Source organism: Brunnivagina elsteri CCALA 953, from assembly GCF_002289455.1.
Lineage (GTDB): Bacteria > Cyanobacteriota > Cyanobacteriia > Cyanobacteriales > Nostocaceae > Brunnivagina > Brunnivagina elsteri.
Genome location: NZ_NTFS01000105.1, coordinates 1 through 16,996 on the forward strand (window position 1 = coordinate 1; position 16,996 = coordinate 16,996).

Genomic DNA, 16,996 nt, shown 5'->3' on the forward strand with positions numbered 1-16,996 from the left:
TATAATGAGATTAAGTATAGAAGATAGCTTGATATGCTGCTAAAAATCAGTAAAAGCTACGATTGTGACAGTTGAGGTGCGGAATGTGGGATAAAATAACCCCACCGCCTGTGGCACCTCCCCTTAGTAAGGGGAGGTTGAAGGAATCGAAATAATGTGCAGCTTCACAAGTAATTGGTATAACTATTATCCATACTAATTAAAGTTGTTTGGGTATTGAGTAAAAACGGCACGTCAGTAAAAAAAGGTATCTTGAAAACGCCTGAAATAGCCATTAAACTCAATGCCAACAGGCTTTACGTGCCAATTATACTTAATAGCGTTGTTTGATTCTTAACTTGTAGCTTGTCAAATTTATGGTCTTCAAACTTATTATTTTCAAGCTTAATAAACGACTAATCTATCCATTTCTAAAAACTCGCGCACTTAGGCAAAAGCAGTCTTAAAAATTACCAATAAGTCCAATTTAATACAGATGTGGGTTATAAATCAATTTAAAAGATATTCTTGAGCAATTTCTTTATATAAAGCTTCTTCAACTTGCTGGCAAGCAGAGGAACTAAAATTACTGAAACTAGGTTAAGTAACTATTGTTTCCTGAGGTTGGTCAATTAGAGATTCCAGTAAAAGTAACGTAAACTTTTCTTGAAGCGTACTGTTATTTGGTAAAAGGGTTTGAGAATAGTATTCTAAATATCGATAAAATTGAGAATCAGTGGCAAAAAAATCAGGAAATTCCGACAACAAAAAAGCGATCGCACTTAAATCAAAAGTCAAGCTGATATTTAAAGCGCGATCGCTCTCACCATTCTCGAAACTAGTAACAAATCCACATGTCTCTTCTAATTTCTCCCCATTCAAAGACAAACCCTCTGTTCCCATCTCCATTGCTCTACCAAGTAAAAGAGCGCTAAACCCTTGAAAAGTTCAGAATTTTTCCCCGATACCTTTGGGAATTTGATAAACTGATTTGACCAAGAGGTAACAGTTGTAGCAGCATTAGCTAAACCACCATTACGATCAATTATCAAGTCCTTTACCGCAGTACCCTACAAACCGACTTTTTTAATTTGATAGATATAGACATCGACCGAATTTAACTATGTATTACCCAAAGTCCTCAATCGAGAGGCAATTATACCCTGTGCGACACCTCTCTACATCTTTGCCAGAGATATATAAATGTTAATTCCCGCAAAATCAAGCCCGAAACCCTGCGTGATATTGCTGAGGAATCAATTGAAGCAAACAAGCACAATTTATGGCAGGATGTGAATATACAAACACCGTAAAATCTGCGAAACTTAAGATATCAAACCTAAGCAGCTATCGAATAATAACAAGTAGTGTAAGAAAATATTAGGAAAAAAACTATGGAAAACCTTGCGTATTTACACTTAGCTTTCGATTACGAAGACTGCCCATCAAGTGAACTAGCAGGATTCAGCTTTTTGCTAGATCGGGGAGCATCACCAAACTGGAAGAACCTATCGAGTCGAGCTTGGCGTTATATGCTACCATTAGCCCTAACTTTATCTCTAATGGCGGCAATGAGCAGTGCGATCGCATTACAAAAAGGCGATCAAGGACCATCCGTTCGCGCACTTCAACAAGACTTGAGACGAGCTGGTTTTTACCAAACTCAAATCACGCAAGTATATGACATTCGCACCGAAGATGCGGTCAAACGCTTCCAAAAAGCTTCTGGTTTGGAGGTTAGCGGCATTGCTGGAGCCACAACTACCCAGAAGTTGGAAAATTGGAAACTCCCAGTAAAAACTACCCAAGTCAGAAAAAGTACCACCGTCAGAGCCATACAGCAAAAGTCAGTAGCCCAAAACGTCTCGAATAAAACAACCACCACAGCCACTAAACAGCGTACTTCCAGTATTTTAGGCAAAGGTGACGAAGGTGAATCAGTACGTATTCTCCAAGAGCGTCTGCGTGTCGCTGGTTACTACTACGGCAACGCCACAGGAATTTTTGGACCCATTACCGAAGAATCCGTCAAACGCTTCCAAACAGCTTACAACTTAGAATCCGACGGTTTAGTAGGTCCTGCCACTGTACGCCGTTTACCTCCCATTGGTATTGGTTATGGCGAAGATGGGGCACCTCAACGCAGAGCAAACGATAAACTTAAACTAGGCGATCGCGGTGAATCAGTGCGGGTTGTCCAAGAGCAATTGATTAAAGCTGGATACTTAGAAGGGCAACCAAATGGTTACTACGGTCCGTTCACTGCTGATGCAGTCAGACGCTTCCAAGCAGAAAATTACCTCGCACCAAGCGGTATTGCCGGACCAACAACTCGTGCCAAACTATACAGTTCAGTCAATACAGGAACTAGCAATGAGTTCAATGTCCTCGAAATCCAACGAAGACTCAGAGACAAAGGGTTTTACAAAGGTCCCCTTAATGGAGTCATGGGGAATGACACGAAGGTAGCAATCAGACAAGCACAAGAATTTTATGGCGTTAGTCTCAACGATCTCAGAAGCGGACGCTTTTAGCTGAAGCAGCAAGAAACCTCACACTAGTACCAAAGACAGAAGGAATATTGCCCATAACATAAGCCTTTTAGAGCTTGGGGATAGTCAGTTTATTTCCGCCAAGTCTTACTAGGCTGTTAATTTGGATAATTTATTGACTAGTTAAAGTTAATGCAAAATTAGTATCTACGTAGGGGCAAACGGTTGTTTGCCCTAATTCCGCCCTAAGTATATCCGAGACAAGTGGGCTGTAACATACAATCGGATGAAAAATTTTCATGAAATTTCTCGCAAAACCAACACCTACCCAAGTACTACACAGGGGTTAAGGCTCGCTGGCACTTGGGACAAACAGCATGAATTGTCAGTTGACAATCAAGTAAGTGAAAACCTTCTTTTTGCGATGTTTTTGAACCAATTTTCAAAATCGAATCGTTCTTGAATTCAATCGTAGAATTGCATCGCACACAAATCAAATGGTGATGGTGATGTGGATGGGGCTGGTTGATTTCATAGTGTTTATGTCCTTCTCCCAGTTCCAATTCCCGCAAAATGCCCATCCGCGCCATCAATTTGAGGGTGCGGTAAATTGTCGATAGGCTGATTCCTTCCCCATCAAGCTCCAATCTTTCATATAAATCCTCAGCGCTCAAGTGTTCACCCTGGGGTAGTTCCTGAAAGATGTGTAGGATAACTTCTCTCTGGGGGGTTAAACGCCAACCGCGATCGTTTAATTCTGCCTTAAGTGAAGCAGCTGTGTAGACAGACATACTAATCTTTCTCAACAAAGGCTATCAATTGAGAATATAGCAAATAATTGGAGTAAGTTGCAACAAGGATATTTTATTGATAATTTTTACTAAAAATTTTTATATAGATATGCTAGGAATTTGCGGAGTATAAAAGTCATATATTCAGCGCAATCAGAATATTTTGGATAAGTATTGGCAAAAGTTATTTCAATCCCTATCGAAAATTATTTGCTACAAGTCTTTATTAAGTTTTCAAAATATAATTTAAGTATTGTAATAAACATGATGTGATTAATTTAATAATGAAATTGTGTAATCTACTACACATTGATTGATAGATTCTCACTTGATTTACAAGAAATTTTCAATTATTTTTTATTCAAGATAATTCAGAATAACATTGGCAAATTGGGTGTCAGATGCCTCATTTACCAAAACTATCATAAATAAGGGTGAGGAAACCCCACCCCTTGTATCCTAAATTGAAATTATCTGCAAATTTGTTGCAGTGTGGTGACAAAATTCGGGTAAGAAATACTCGCGGCTTCGGCACGGTGGATTGTCGTTTTTCCAGTGGCATTGAGAGATGCGATCGCTAAACTCATGGCAATTCGATGGTCTGTATAACTATCTACATCAGCACCAGTTAACGGGGTTCCCCCAGTAATTTCCATCCCATCGGGCAATTCAGTGACTTTTGCCCCCATTTTGGTCAGTTGTTGTGCCATGACAGTAATGCGATCGCTCTCTTTAACTCGCAATTCTTCAGCATCTTTAATTACAGTAGTACCTTCGGCAAACACTGCTGCCACCGCCAAAATCGGGATTTCATCAATCAAACGGGGAATTATGTCCCCTGCGATCGTACAAGCTTTTAATTTTCCGACGCAACGCACCCGCAAATCGGCTACAGGTTCCCCCGCAACCTCCCGGTGATTTTCTTGTTGAATATCAGCCCCCATCATTTGCAAAGCTTCTAAAACACCCGTGCGGGTTGGGTTAACACCGACATTTTCGATTACCAACTCCGAACCAGGCACAATTGCCCCAGCCACCAACCAAAAAGCAGCCGAGCTAATATCTCCAGGTACAATTACTGATTGACCATGTAGTGCATTCCCAGCAATAACGGTTACACTCTTTGTATCAGGGTCTACCGACAAATTAGCGCCAAATGCACGTAACATCCTTTCGCTGTGGTCACGGGAAAGTGCTGGTTCGGTAACAGTGGTTTTGCCTTCGGTCATTAAGCCAGCAAGAAGCACGCAGGATTTAACTTGTGCCGAAGCAATGGGAGAATGATAATGGATCGGTTTCAGTGCTTGTCCTGCTACCGCTAGAGGCGCAAGGGAATTACCTTTACGTCCCCAAATTTCAGCCCCCATTTGCTGCAAAGGTTTAACAACACGTGACATGGGACGACTACGCAATGAGTCATCTCCGGTAACGGTGAAAAATCGATTGGGATGGGAAGCTAAAATTCCCAGCATCAACCGCAAGGTAGTGCCAGAATTACCAGCATTCAAAATATCAAATGGTTCTTGTAAATTTCCGAGTCCAATACCTTTAACAGTGACTAATTCCGTATTCAGGGGTGAAATCTCCGCACCCATTGCTTGAAAGCAACTTGCGGTGCTGCGAGGGTCTTCTCCCAAAAGTAATCCTTGAATTTTCGTTTCACCCTGCGCTAATGCGCCTAACATTAAGGCACGATGAGATATGGATTTATCTCCCGGTACTAAAATGCGACCTAGTAAGGATACCCCAGAAGGTGACAAGCTAATAATTAAATCTTGTGAAACGTCCTCTTTTGTGTCTACGGTTATAACAGAAGGCGACATTAGGATAAACTGGCGTGTGACTGCGCTAGTATCCTACCGTTTTATCAGACCATAAAGTTCTACCAAATTTAAATTAATTTTCACTTTGCTTGAAGCTTGTTTTGCAATCTTCTTGCCCTCACACAAGTCATCAGGATGCTTGCCAAATCAGGATTTTATCCATAGTTTCGTTTTTTGCAAATATTCACCAACTTGGAATTTAATTGCCGGTATCGCTCCCATGCTGACTCACCAACGCAAACCCGTGTGCCTTTCACTAATTTCTACAGACTTACCCGTGTGGTCTGTTGTCGAAACGGCTGCAACATTGTACCAAAAAGATAGCGATCGCTTCCATTTACTCTTAACCGCACCCCATCAAAAAAACAGCGACAACCCTAGTTCGCGATCGCAAAACGAACTATACCCAAACTGTAATATACCGACTCCTGGTAGTCCTCGAATTTTATGGCTGGAAATATCCCCCTATCGCGTCACAATGACGATGCAAGGAAATACACAGCTAAGTTATCGCCACTTCTGGGAACAGGGTGTTTACGGGGTTAGTAGATATTGGCTACCTAGCGAATCATTCCAACCCCATGAACCGATTCGTTTGCGAAACTTCACCCGCAATCTGTCCCTGAGCGGACATCCACTACCAGAAAATTTACGAGTTGAATATGAGTTATGGTCTGGAGAACTGCAATTAGGTAGCTATATTTTGAATTTGGAAATTAAGCATTAATTGTTAGTGGTTAATGGTTAATGGTTATTAAATAGTAGTAGACTCAGTGTTGCCCATAGGGGAACATCAAAAAATAAATTTCCCAATAAATGTAGGGTAAGTTAGAGCTTCTCGTAACGCACCATTGTTAGATTGATGGTGTGTTACGGACTATAGTGCTAAGACACCCTACAAAAAAATTGGATATTTTTTTATTTGGAAGTCCCTAATATAAAGACAAACATTGCGAGTAATACTCACGCAAAAATCATTTGTTAAAGTTAAAGTAAATGATTGAATAATACTGTAGCAATTAGCTGTTAGCCACTAGATTATTATCTATCACTGATTACCTATAAGGCATAACATTAATATCCTCAACTTATTAAATAAGCTGGGGATATTAACGAAGTAAATTTTTATTACTCAAATAGGATTACTATATTTCCTGTTGAATCTTAACCAAAATAGCTAGGTTCATTGCCAGGTTTCCATTTAATATTGCAACCAATACTTGGCTTTTGCTCCCCAACTATTTCCTTACCTGCTAACACAGAATCAATGGCAATGCGTAAGTCTGAACCTGTTACAGGTAAACCATTACTAGGACGACTATCATCCATCTAATTGTCCACGATAAACTAATTTTCTTCCAGCATCGAATAAAAAGAAATCTGGTGTACAGGCAGCAGTATAAGACTTGGCAACATCCTGGCTTTCGTCGTAGCAAATAGAATATTCTAAATCAAGCTCTAATGCCATTTTTTCTAAAGACATCGGTGCATCATCTGGATATTTTGTCGCATCGTTGGAGCTAATTGCTACAATACCCAAATCACTATTTAAATAATCTTTTCCTAACTTCGCCAATTCGTACTTTATGTGCTTTATGAATGGGCAATGCTGGGAAATAAAAATAACCAGTAAAGATTTTTTATCGGCAAACGTAGCCAGTGAAATATTTTGTCTCGTCACTACATTAGGTAAATTAAAATCTAATGCTTGTGTTCCCAGTGAGAGCATTGTAGATGCAGTTAAAGTCATGATTACGATTGAGTTGTAGGTTGTTAGTCATGAGTCATTAATTATGAGTTATTAATTATGAGTTATTAATTATGAGTTATTTTTAACTCCTAACTCTTAACTTCTAACTCACAACTATATAACCCTTAACTATTCTTACAGACTTTGTAACAATCCAAAAATACCATGTCCGGTAAATACTTCTAATGCGATTAGGGAGATAAAGCCAATCATCGCTAAACGTCCATTTAACAATTCCGCAAAGGGTGTAAAACCAGTGCGATCGCCTTGCGCGTCTACGTACACTTTAGGTTCAACCGCAAAGTTGTTCAATTTTCCAGTCTCATCAACAACAGCACCTCTATAAGTCATGAGATTTCCCTAAAATATTTATTTCTTTATGTAACTTATTGTAAAGTAAAGTATGTATTTTTGTAAAGGATATTAATGATTATTTCTCTGCGGGGCTTCCCTCTTCCTCTTTTCCCCTTGAGTAATATGATCGAGAACTGAGAAAATATCTATATAAAAACAAATCTCCAGGTTAGTCATGCATCGATTCCGTGTAGAAGTTCTTGCCAAAACCGCCAATCCCCAACAAGTCATATATGCCGCAATGCACCAAGACTACACGGAGGCATTTGTATATGACGATCGCGATCGCTTTCCGAGTGAAGAAAAATGTGGTGAAATTATTGTCAAGCGTCTGCTAGCGGGTGATAGAGGTCATTTTGGATGTACAGAACATCCGCAAATAGTATTTAATTGTGGCTATTTCCCCCATAGTGTCATGCAGCAAGCGCGAACACACCGCACAGGAGTTTCTTTTGACGTACAATCCTATAGGTATACAGGGATACAAGTAATTGATGTTGTTGACGGGAAAAAGGACATTGAAGATGTTTTTTACCTACGTCCAGTAGGAAATTATAGCGATCGCACAGGCAAGAAATATTTTTATTCTCCTGAACAACGAGAATCCGATTTACAGTGGTGTTTGGAAGCTGCGAAGCGATACAAAGCGGATTTTGAAGCGGGAATGTCAGAAGAACATGCACGGGGTAAAGTGCCCTTTGATTATCGTCAGCATTTTGTCGTCAGCTTTAATTTGCGATCGCTCCTACATTTCCTAGACTTGCGCTACAAAAAAGACGCACAACTGGAAATTCAAAAGCTATGCGAAATGATGTTTCCCCATCTCGAAGAATGGACTCCTGCGATCGCAGCTTGGTACAAGTCAACTCGTCTCGGTAAGGCTAGACTTTCTCCCTAAAATAACCTCAAGACGGAATAATATGATTTGAGACGCGATATAATATCGCGTCTCTACATTTTTAATTAAACTTTCGCTAAAGTAACAATTTCCGACTGATCTTGATATTTACCCTGACGGGCATCATAGCTAGTTTCACAGGGTTCACCTTCAAGGAATAACAATTGCACCACACCCTCGTTAGCATAAATGCGACAGTCTGCACTCGAAGAATTAGAAAATTCTAATGTTAGATGACCCCTCCAAGCCGCTTCCGCAGGGGTTAAATTGGCAATTATTCCACATCTAGCAAATGTGCTTTTTCCAATACATATAACCGTAATATTACTTGGTACAACAATTCTTTCTAGTGCTACACCCAAACCATAGGAATGGGCGGGAAGTATAAAATAACTGCCTAGAGCATCCGTATGAAGTTGACTTGATTCTAGATTTTGCGGATTGAAATTTTTGGGATCAATAACAGTTCCAGGGATGTGGCGGAAAATGCGAAACTCTTTAGAAGAAAGACGGATGTCATAGCCATAAGAAGATAAACCATAGCTAATGACACGACGTGCGACATCATTTTCTGTTATTTCGCGAATCAAACTTGGTTCAAAGGGCGTTATCATACCCTGTTGAGCCATTTCCTTAATCCAAATATCGTTCTTAATCACGTTTAATAAGCAGGTCAAAGTATCCAAACCAAATTATAAGAATACCTTGAGAGGGGGTATATTGTTGAAATCTAAAATCTAAAATCCTTAAGGTCTTTGGCTGCGACGAATTTCAGTAACTTGGTCAGCAATATCCAAAATAGATTTAGGCATTTCTGGTCCTGTGAGAATAATATCTATATTTGGTGGGCGTTTTGCCAAAAATGATAAAACCTCAGTTTCTGGAATTAAACCAAGATTAATAGCCAAACTGAGTTCATCTAAGACAACGAGAGAATACTTACCTTCAGAGATTACTTTCTGTGTATGTTGCCACAGATGAAGCAAGGATTCAGTTTCGCTATCTTCAAGGTGTGGTGTATCAATACAACGGGGCAAATCGCAGCGAATCCAGTCTAGTTTTTGTCCTAGTCTCATCGGCTTTTCATGACCTTGATTGATGCCACCTTTAAGAAATTGCACTACTAAAACAGATGTACCTTGACCTGCAAGTCTCAGTGATTGCGCCATAACTGATGTAAAAAAGTTACGGTGTGAGGTAGTAAAAACTTGGATTAGCCCTTCAACTGCATACGGTAATTTTGGAGTCGAATTGATGCTTGGGGTCTCTAACTGAACAGACATATATTAATGTTTAAAAAAGTACAATAGGGTAACGCGGATTTGCTGAGGGTAGACATGAAATATCTACTTGTGAATCGAAGATTTTCTAGATTTTTTTCAAAAAGTAGTCTATTTATCAAGTTGCTTTCTTAGTCAAACACTAGGCTTGCTCCTAAGTCAAGAGTGGTCAAGGTTTATTATCTAGATTTTCTTTACACTTTTAGCAAATAAGTGTTAGTAAAAATAGAAACTAGCATTCCCAAGTAGAAATTGGATCAAATCTGGAAGTGGTGGGAGTTAATTATTCAATGTTACATTTGCAGTTTGTTTGGGCACAACAAAATTGTGACCGTTTTAATTGTGACTTGACTGTGACTTAACTGATAGGAGTGCTTTGTAGTGAGATTAGTGATTTTAGGGGGTTCGGGTTCAGGAAAGAGTACACAAGCTCAACAGCTTTGCGATCGCTTTGAGGTACCTTTGGTCTCTACTGGTGATTTTTTACGCGATGCTGTTGCTAATAACTCGGAATTGGGCAAGCTTGCTCAACCTTTTATACAAAGGGGTGAACTAGTACCGGATGACTTGATGATTGAATTTGTGCGATCCTACTTTGCACCGCCTCCTTTGGGAGTATCAAGTTTAAGAAAATCTGATTATGATATTCAAAAGACATTAAACTCACGAAACCTGGCTGGGGGATACATCCTAGGGCAAGATTTCGCCGATTATCGTGGTTGGATTTTGGAAGGTTATCCACGCACTGCATTTCAAGCTGAGGAATTGGATTTTTTACTTGATGAACTGGGAGAAAAGTTAAATTGGGCGATTTATTTACAGGTTCCGGAAGCTGTGATGGTAAGTCGTACCTTAGGACGTTCTTTACCCGACGATCAGCCAGAGATTGTACAGCGTCGTGTGGAATTATTTTATGACAGAACGATTCCGATTTTGGAATATTACGATCGCCGTCGTCGTCTATTAACTATCAATGGCGACCAATCACCAGATATGGTTATAGAAAATATCATCTCTCTTGTGGGTTGAGATGGCTCAAAAAGAAAAGAAATCGTCAAGAAGAGATTTATTTTTTAACCCTCAAAAGTTTGAAAAATAGAGCTTTTACTATTGTAAATCTAAAAATTTTAAATCTAAAACCAAGACAACTTAAGCCACAAAAATTTACCTGTAACGAGTACAGCAATTAATGGCAAACTTAATAAATAGATTATGAATATAGATTATAAATATTTTTGTAACCTTTTTTTACAGTTTCACAGTTTCGCTTTCAGGCTATATTCTCCTAAAACTACAAATTTGAGGCAAATAAACATGAATTGGCAGCGTCCCGACGGTAGGCAACCCTATCAACTTCGTCCCGTAAGTTTTGAACAAAATTTTACTCGGTATGCGGCTGGTTCCGTACTCGCGAAATGCGGCGATACACATGTACTTTGTACGGTGAGTGTTAGCCAAGGAGTACCAAGGTTTCTTGAAGGTAGTGGCAAAGGTTGGTTAACTGCCGAATATCGGATGCTACCATCGGCAACACAACAACGTCACGATCGCGAGTTAATTAAGTTATCGGGACGAACCCAAGAAATTCAAAGATTAATTGGTCGTAGCTTGCGGGCAGCTATAGATTTTGATATTTTAGGTGAACGCACCCTAACAGTAGATGCAGACGTGTTACAAGCCGATGCAGGTACACGTACAACAGCAATTACGGGTGGGTTTGTCGCCTTAGCAAATGCGATTTCTAAATTAATTCAGCAAGGTACATTAGAACGTTCTCCCCTAACTGGGCAAATCGCAGCCATATCGGTAGGTTTGTTGTCAGGAGAACCGTTTTTAGATTTAGACTACGTTGAAGATGTGGCAGCTACGGTTGATTTCAATGTGGTAATGAACCAGCATTTGGGAATTATCGAAGTTCAGGGAACTGCCGAATCGGGTTCTTTTACCAGGCAGCAGTTAAATCAACTTATGGACTTTTCCGAAAAAGGTATCCAGCAGTTATTGATAGCCCAAAGGCAAGCGATTTCCGACTGGGATAAATTACAAATGTAGAGACGCGATACATCGCGTCTCTCTTGTATTAGACATTACCTGTATTACCCAATTAATTAAAAATTTCAGCAACAAATCCAAACAGTTCCCATAATTTCGTTATCGTATTGCTGGAAGCAAAGCAATGTGGTGATGATGGTATGACGAAAAAAATTGAGATATTGCCCGATTTAGCTGGATTGATTGCGCGATCGCAACAAATCATTCTCTCTAAAATCGAGACGGCAATTCAGGAACGAGGTATTTTTACTATTGCTTTGTCAGGTGGTAGTACACCTAAACCATTATACGAAGCGATCGCGAGCCAAAATCTACCTTGGGACAAAATTCACGTCTTCTGGGGAGACGAGCGCTACGTGCCATCCACACACCCCGATAGTAACGAGAAAATGGCACGTCAGGCATGGTTAGATCGAGTTAATATCCCTGCGGCAAATATCCACGCAATGCCAACTTTAGAAGGGAATCCAGCAACTTCAGCAGCAAAACACGAACAAGAATTGCAAGCCTTTTTTCAAGTTAAACCAGGTGAGTTTCCAGCATTGGATGTGATTTTACTGGGGATGGGTGATGATGCTCATACTGCTTCCTTGTTCCCTGGCACAGAAGCGCTAAAAGTTACAGACAAGCTTGTTACAGTTGGCAATAAAGATAGTAGTCAGCGTTTAACTTTCACCTACCCATTTATTAACGCCGCTCGGTGCGTTATGTTTGTAGTAGCTGGGGCGAACAAACGACCAGCTTTAGCGCAAGTCTTCGCACCTGTTGCGGATGATTTTACATATCCATCGCGCTTAATAAAACCTCAAGGGGAATTTTGGTGGCTGCTAGATGGGTTGGCAGGTAGCGAATTAAAGTCATGAAGTGCTGAAATTCGAGAGTGAAGTATTAAGTTTTGCTTGTAATACTAAATGAAACTTAATACTTTGAACTATGTACTTCATTCAAGTTGATAGAGGATGTAAGAACGTGAAAAATCCTCTTCCAGCAAGCTGACTGGCATGATTCGTAATTGCGGATGTTCGCGCGCAGCTTAATGCCTAAGCGCAAGTTCCGCAACAACCAAGCTACGTAATTCCTGATTCATAATTCCTGATTCATAATTCTTGATTCATAATTCCTGATTTCTAAGAAAGGTATTTTCTAATTAGAAATCGATATATGAGTGCAGGGGTATTGAAATAAAGAATATAATCTGCTTTTGCCTGTAAACCAAATGGGGAAGCACAGCAGTGGAAAAATTCTCGCGGAAAATTACTACAATTTACCTGAGTTTTAACCACTAAATTACGAATTATGTTGAGCGGAGGTTCCTTGTCCCAGACAATTACGAATTAGAAATTATACTGCCAATGTAGCCGCCCCATCAGGAGTAGTTGCTAAAATCGGAAGCTAGAGTAATATACCTCTGCTTTGTGCCAAAAATCTTTAACGCTGACCTAAAAAAAGGCTTATTTCCATGATCGTCTGCCCTAACTGTAATCATCCGAACCCAGACGGAGCCGTCCAGTGTGAAGCTTGCTATACCCCATTACCAGCTACAATTGGCTGTCCAAGCTGTGGGGCAACCGTGCAGGCAGATGCATCGTTCTGCGGTCAATGTGGCTTTAATTTAAAAACTGCGGCTCCAACGGTTGCACCGACTGTAGCACCGACTGTAGCTGTGCCCACAATAGCACCGACTGTAGCACCTGATATCCCAATGGAAGTACCTCCCTTGGTTTCTCCCGAACCACTTATACAAGCACAACCAATCGTTGTGACAGCACCTCCTACAGTTGCCCCAGAACCTTCTCCTTTACCACCTACAGCTATTGCGGTTCCAGAACCCCAGGCAGTTGTAGTTGCTGAAGCTAGCCTACCTCCAACGGTTGCTCCTGCACCGATGATAACTTCACCACCAATAGCCGCACCCCCGCCAACTATTGCATCCAAACCTGAACCCGAACCCATAGCAGCAGTTGTTGAAGTTGAACCCGAACCTGTGGCAACAGTTGTCGAAGTTGAACCCGAACCCGAACCCGAACCCGAACCCGAACCTGTCGCAGCCGCGATAGCCGAAACTGCTGCCCCATCAGCACCTACACACACACCAACTCAGATACAAAGCGTAATCGGGCGACTGTTTCATGTTCAATCCGAACAAAATATTGAATTGCCGCAAAATCTCCCAGTGATTCATATTGGTAAACCAAACGATCGCATTCCCCCAGACATCGATGTATCGGGATTTCCAAATTCAGAAGTTGTCTCGCGAATTCATGCCGATATTCGTGTCGAGGGTGACGCATACTACATTGAAGATGTAGGCAGTTCCAACGGCACATACATCAATAATTTACCCCTATTACCAGGCAACAGACACCGTTTACGACCAGGCGATCGCATTGGACTGGGCAAAGGCGATTTAGTTACATTTCTGTTTCAATTGGTTTGAAATTAATAACTACTTATCCAGTGATTCTACTTAATTTACTACATCCACAGGAATCTCTCCCGGCTCAAAGTTGGACTTTTGAGGACGAAACAGTTATTCGTGTTGGGCGGGCAAACGATAATCATGTAGTTCTCTACAGCGCAGTCGTTTCCCGCTATCACGTGGAATTACGACAAGTAGAGACAGGTTGGGAAATTGTCAGTTTAGGTGCTAATGGCACCTATGTGGATGGCGATCGGGTTTCGCAAGTTCCTGTTACCGATGGAGTTATCTTCCGTCTCGCGCGATCGGGTCCACAAATCCAAATTCGTCTAAAATTAGATGCAGAAGCGCAAATAGACCAGCGAAAAGAGATGGATCAAATCAAACCCAACACAATTCCTTCATCCCACAAACACAGTCAAGTCCGGTTACGATAGACTCAAGTAGAACATCGTAGTATCCGAAAAAGCATAAATCAACATTTATTTAGGGCTGGTGTATTAGTGGATGTAGTATGAGCGAACCTTGGAAAAATTCAGAACCTTTGCTCACAAATGAAGCCCCTGTGGTTATCGACCGCATGGGGCTTAATTGGTTAATTGGAGCATCTGTAGCAACAGCTTTGTTGTGGCAGTTACCTGGTGGTGACTATATTCTTTATCCATTCACAATTTTGGCGACTTGGTTTCACGAAATGGCACATGGGTTAATGGCTGCCCTATTGGGAGGAAATTTTCAACAACTACAGATTTTCCCCAATGGTTCCGGTTTTGCAGCTTATACCTTTCCTGCATCCTGGGACCCAATTCGTCGTGCTTTAGTAGCTGCTGCGGGTCCAATGGGACCACCAATAGCAGGTGCAGCATTAATTGTGGCATCGCGCAGTTACAAAACGGCATCCTTAAGTTTAAAAATATTGGGAATTTGTTTATTAATTTCTACCTTAATTTGGGTGCGATCGCTGTTTGGATTTATTTTTGTCCCCTTGTTCGGTATCATTATTCTTTTTTTGGGACTCAAAACAACCCGTTGGGTACAAGGCTTTGCGGTGCAATTTTTGGGAGTACAAGCCTGTATCAGCACCTACCACCAATTAGATTACCTTTTTAGCGAAACAGCCGGACGCTTGGGAGCTTCCGATACAGCCCAAATTCAACAGCAATTATTTTTACCATATTGGTTTTGGGGCAGTTTAATGGCGATCGCGTCTCTCGTAATTTTAATTCAAAGTTTACGTGTAGCTTATCGCTCCACTTAAAATTAAGTAAAATCAGAATCCTTATCCCCAACTTTCTTTATTCATATCCCTGACTTGGAAAAATCAGGGATATTAGCTGATATTGGTTTGGTTGTTGGTTTAAGGGAAATATTGATGTCAGTGTTATGCATAAACTTCCGGAATACAGTAAAAAAATGCTGGGGTAGTAAATAGCAATACAAGCAGGTAAAAATCATGCCAGCAGAAATTTCCGGTAACTTCCCCACATTAAAAATCGGTTTGGAAGGTGAAAAAGTCAAAGAACTGCAACAATTATTAAACCCTAGACTACCAGGACCCGATCGTTTTCCTGCAAATGGTATTTTTGGCTCGGAAACAGAACATGCAGTCGAAACTGTACAATATCAGTTTTTTCTTAAGCAAACTGGGATTGCCGATGAGATGGTTTGGAAATCGTTACGTGCAAAAGCACCAGTAGGGAAACCATTATTACGTCGCGGTATCAAAAGTGAATTAGTGGCGATGGTTCAGGAAGTTCTCAAAGATAATGGGTTATATGGTGGTGCAGTTGATGGGGACTTTGGATTAGGTACAGAAACTGCAATTAAAAATGTTCAACGCACACGAAGATTAGCAGTTGATGGGATTATTGGCAATCAAACATGGAAAGCTTTGTGCGATATTGCCACTTTTGTCAGCGTTGATTAAAAGATAATCAGAATTAAATCAAAAAAATTAAAAAACTGGATTTGTGCGATCGCATCTAAAAATAATGGCGAACAGCAGTACTCCCAAGCGGAGAAGCAAGCTACGCCCCTACGTAATATATTTATTGTAAGGGCGAACGGTTGTTCGCCCAAATGACATCGGTTGTTTGCCCAAAACAATTATTAAATCAAACTGAATACAAATCCTTCACCCAATACCACTCTTGAGTTAAACCCTCATCCAACAAAACCTGTGGCTGCCAACCCAATATTTTCTGTGCCTTCGAGATATCTGCCCCCGTGTGTCTAGCATCACCCATTGCTTTCTCAATGTGATTGCGCTTGATGGGTTTATCAACAATTTCCTCCATCATCTTCAACACTTCCGACAATACAACCCGACTACCACCACCAATATTAAAAATTTGCCCAACAGCTTCCGGTACTGCTGCTGCTGCCAAATTTGCTGCAACTACATCGCTAACAAAGGTAAAATCCCGCGTTTGTTCTCCATCTCCATAAACGGGTATTGCTTCATCTTCTAATACGGCTTTGAAAAATTTGTGAAATGCCATATCAGGACGCTGACGGGGACCGTACACTGTAAAATATCGTAATGCGACAAACGGTACACCGAAGTTTTTCTGATAAAGTCCGCACAACCTTTCCGCAGCTAGTTTGGTAATACCATAGGGTGAAACTGGTGCGGGACAAATACCTTCATGGGTAGGAAGGGTTTCAGCATCTCCATAAATGCTAGAAGTCGATGCAAATACCAATCTTTTAAGGTTTTTTGCATCTTTTGCTGCTTCGAGTAAAATTTGTGTCGCGCTGATATTACGCTCAGTGTAAAAACGAAAACCCTTGCCCCAAGAAGCCCGAACACCTGCTTGAGCAGCTTGGTGATAGACGAAATCTGTTTCTTGTAGCAAAGAATGCCAGTCAACAAACTGAATGTCATTTTCAATAAACTGAAAATTTGGATGCTTAAGTAAATGAGCAATATTCTTGCGTTTTAAATTTTGGTCGTAATAATCGTTAACTTCATCAATCCCAATAACCTGTTGTCCTTGTTTTAAGAGAGTTTCAACTAGATGGGAACCGATAAAACCTGCTGCACCTGTAACAATACTTTTAGTCATGTTTTTATATTTTTTAGGACTTACGCACTGTACAAAAGAGCTATGTTGTGTATCAACGTAAATGCGTTGTTTCATGCGTTTCTAAATTAC

17 protein-coding genes and 1 pseudogene are annotated in these 16,996 nt (G+C 40.6%); 10 read left to right on the top strand and 8 right to left on the bottom strand.

The features are described 5' to 3' along the window. Positions 1-579 precede the first annotated feature (579 nt). Complete coding sequence (locus CK510_RS11625) at positions 580-882, bottom strand: hypothetical protein (protein ID WP_143289275.1); 303 nt, start codon at positions 880-882, stop codon at positions 580-582. Between the two features lie 491 nt (positions 883-1,373). Between CK510_RS11625 and CK510_RS11630 the strand changes: the two genes are divergently transcribed. Further along, complete coding sequence (locus tag CK510_RS11630; RefSeq protein ID WP_095721861.1) at positions 1,374-2,513, top strand: peptidoglycan-binding domain-containing protein; 1,140 nt, start codon at positions 1,374-1,376, stop codon at positions 2,511-2,513. Positions 2,514-2,806: 293 nt separating this feature from the next. On the opposite strand, the gene CK510_RS11635 is transcribed toward CK510_RS11630, so the two are convergent. Both CK510_RS11635 and aroA read right to left on the bottom strand, forming a co-directional pair. After that, on the bottom strand, positions 2,807-3,262 hold the full coding sequence (locus CK510_RS11635) for a Fur family transcriptional regulator (protein ID WP_095721862.1): 456 nt from the start codon (positions 3,260-3,262) through the stop codon (positions 2,807-2,809). Positions 3,263-3,732: 470 nt separating this feature from the next. Beyond that, on the bottom strand, positions 3,733-5,085 hold the full coding sequence (gene aroA / locus CK510_RS11640; protein ID WP_095721863.1) for a 3-phosphoshikimate 1-carboxyvinyltransferase: 1,353 nt from the start codon (positions 5,083-5,085) through the stop codon (positions 3,733-3,735). Between the two features lie 220 nt (positions 5,086-5,305). Here aroA and CK510_RS11645 point away from each other — a divergent pair, with 220 nt between their 5' ends. Continuing rightward, positions 5,306-5,812, top strand: a complete 507-nt coding sequence (locus CK510_RS11645) for a hypothetical protein (protein WP_095721873.1) — start codon at positions 5,306-5,308, stop codon at positions 5,810-5,812. A 437-nt stretch (positions 5,813-6,249) separates the two neighbouring features. Here CK510_RS11645 and CK510_RS11650 read toward each other — a convergent pair. Then, positions 6,250-6,835: pseudogene (locus tag CK510_RS11650) on the bottom strand (thioredoxin family protein). Positions 6,836-6,970: 135 nt separating this feature from the next. Next, positions 6,971-7,186 carry a CAB/ELIP/HLIP family chlorophyll-binding protein gene (locus CK510_RS11655; RefSeq protein ID WP_095721864.1) on the bottom strand — a complete coding sequence of 72 codons (216 nt, stop codon included), beginning with the start codon at positions 7,184-7,186 and terminating at the stop codon, positions 6,971-6,973. A gap of 178 nt (positions 7,187-7,364) precedes the next feature. Between CK510_RS11655 and thyX the strand changes: the two genes are divergently transcribed. Next, positions 7,365-8,087 carry an FAD-dependent thymidylate synthase gene (gene thyX / locus CK510_RS11660; protein ID WP_095721865.1) on the top strand — a complete coding sequence of 241 codons (723 nt, stop codon included), beginning with the start codon at positions 7,365-7,367 and terminating at the stop codon, positions 8,085-8,087. Between the two features lie 65 nt (positions 8,088-8,152). Here thyX and dcd read toward each other — a convergent pair whose 3' ends face one another. Both dcd and CK510_RS11670 read right to left on the bottom strand, forming a co-directional pair. Then, positions 8,153-8,716: a dCTP deaminase gene (gene dcd / locus CK510_RS11665; RefSeq protein WP_245912079.1), complete on the bottom strand. Its 564-nt coding sequence runs from the start codon at positions 8,714-8,716 to the stop codon at positions 8,153-8,155. Positions 8,717-8,833: 117 nt separating this feature from the next. Further along, a complete protein-coding gene (locus CK510_RS11670) occupies positions 8,834-9,370 on the bottom strand; it encodes a P-loop NTPase family protein (protein ID WP_095721867.1) in 537 nt (178 codons plus the stop codon). Between the two features lie 378 nt (positions 9,371-9,748). Here CK510_RS11670 and CK510_RS11675 point away from each other — a divergent pair, with 378 nt between their 5' ends. The 7 genes from CK510_RS11675 to CK510_RS11705 all read left to right on the top strand — a co-directional run bounded on the left by CK510_RS11675 (position 9,749) and on the right by CK510_RS11705 (position 15,765). After that, entirely contained in the window at positions 9,749-10,396 is a 648-nt protein-coding gene (locus tag CK510_RS11675; RefSeq protein ID WP_095721868.1) for an adenylate kinase family protein, read from the top strand. A 285-nt stretch (positions 10,397-10,681) separates the two neighbouring features. Continuing rightward, positions 10,682-11,419: a ribonuclease PH gene (rph, locus tag CK510_RS11680; protein ID WP_095721869.1), complete on the top strand. Its 738-nt coding sequence runs from the start codon at positions 10,682-10,684 to the stop codon at positions 11,417-11,419. A 140-nt stretch (positions 11,420-11,559) separates the two neighbouring features. Further along, positions 11,560-12,282, top strand: a complete 723-nt coding sequence (gene pgl / locus CK510_RS11685; RefSeq protein WP_095721874.1) for a 6-phosphogluconolactonase — start codon at positions 11,560-11,562, stop codon at positions 12,280-12,282. A 596-nt stretch (positions 12,283-12,878) separates the two neighbouring features. After that, entirely contained in the window at positions 12,879-13,856 is a 978-nt protein-coding gene (locus CK510_RS11690) for a double zinc ribbon and FHA domain-containing protein (protein WP_095721870.1), read from the top strand. A 20-nt stretch (positions 13,857-13,876) separates the two neighbouring features. Next, on the top strand, positions 13,877-14,275 hold the full coding sequence (locus CK510_RS11695; RefSeq protein WP_095721875.1) for an FHA domain-containing protein: 399 nt from the start codon (positions 13,877-13,879) through the stop codon (positions 14,273-14,275). Positions 14,276-14,352: 77 nt separating this feature from the next. Next, complete coding sequence (locus CK510_RS11700; RefSeq protein WP_095721871.1) at positions 14,353-15,096, top strand: M50 family metallopeptidase; 744 nt, start codon at positions 14,353-14,355, stop codon at positions 15,094-15,096. 195 nt (positions 15,097-15,291) lie between these two features. Continuing rightward, positions 15,292-15,765, top strand: coding sequence for a peptidoglycan-binding domain-containing protein (locus CK510_RS11705; RefSeq protein ID WP_095721872.1), 474 nt, complete (start codon positions 15,292-15,294; stop codon positions 15,763-15,765). A 187-nt stretch (positions 15,766-15,952) separates the two neighbouring features. Here CK510_RS11705 and CK510_RS11710 read toward each other — a convergent pair whose 3' ends face one another. Beyond that, entirely contained in the window at positions 15,953-16,906 is a 954-nt protein-coding gene (locus CK510_RS11710) for an NAD-dependent epimerase/dehydratase family protein (RefSeq protein ID WP_095721876.1), read from the bottom strand. Positions 16,907-16,996: the final 90 nt, after the last annotated feature.

Bases quoted from the DNA above. Each gene is read 5' to 3' on its own strand.
- CK510_RS11625 (WP_143289275.1), bottom strand. From the start codon at position 882: ATGGGAACAGAGGGTTTGTCTTTGAATGGGGAGAAATTAGAAGAGACA.
- CK510_RS11630 (WP_095721861.1), top strand. From the start codon at position 1,374: ATGGAAAACCTTGCGTATTTACACTTAGCTTTCGATTACGAAGACTGC.
- CK510_RS11635 (WP_095721862.1), bottom strand. From the start codon at position 3,262: ATGTCTGTCTACACAGCTGCTTCACTTAAGGCAGAATTAAACGATCGC.
- aroA (WP_095721863.1), bottom strand. From the start codon at position 5,085: ATGTCGCCTTCTGTTATAACCGTAGACACAAAAGAGGACGTTTCACAA.
- CK510_RS11645 (WP_095721873.1), top strand. From the start codon at position 5,306: ATGCTGACTCACCAACGCAAACCCGTGTGCCTTTCACTAATTTCTACA.
- CK510_RS11655 (WP_095721864.1), bottom strand. From the start codon at position 7,186: ATGACTTATAGAGGTGCTGTTGTTGATGAGACTGGAAAATTGAACAAC.
- thyX (WP_095721865.1), top strand. From the start codon at position 7,365: ATGCATCGATTCCGTGTAGAAGTTCTTGCCAAAACCGCCAATCCCCAA.
- dcd (WP_245912079.1), bottom strand. From the start codon at position 8,716: ATGGCTCAACAGGGTATGATAACGCCCTTTGAACCAAGTTTGATTCGC.
- CK510_RS11670 (WP_095721867.1), bottom strand. From the start codon at position 9,370: ATGTCTGTTCAGTTAGAGACCCCAAGCATCAATTCGACTCCAAAATTA.
- rph (WP_095721869.1), top strand. From the start codon at position 10,682: ATGAATTGGCAGCGTCCCGACGGTAGGCAACCCTATCAACTTCGTCCC.
- pgl (WP_095721874.1), top strand. From the start codon at position 11,560: ATGACGAAAAAAATTGAGATATTGCCCGATTTAGCTGGATTGATTGCG.
- CK510_RS11690 (WP_095721870.1), top strand. From the start codon at position 12,879: ATGATCGTCTGCCCTAACTGTAATCATCCGAACCCAGACGGAGCCGTC.
- CK510_RS11700 (WP_095721871.1), top strand. From the start codon at position 14,353: ATGAGCGAACCTTGGAAAAATTCAGAACCTTTGCTCACAAATGAAGCC.
- CK510_RS11705 (WP_095721872.1), top strand. From the start codon at position 15,292: ATGCCAGCAGAAATTTCCGGTAACTTCCCCACATTAAAAATCGGTTTG.
- CK510_RS11710 (WP_095721876.1), bottom strand. From the start codon at position 16,906: ATGACTAAAAGTATTGTTACAGGTGCAGCAGGTTTTATCGGTTCCCAT.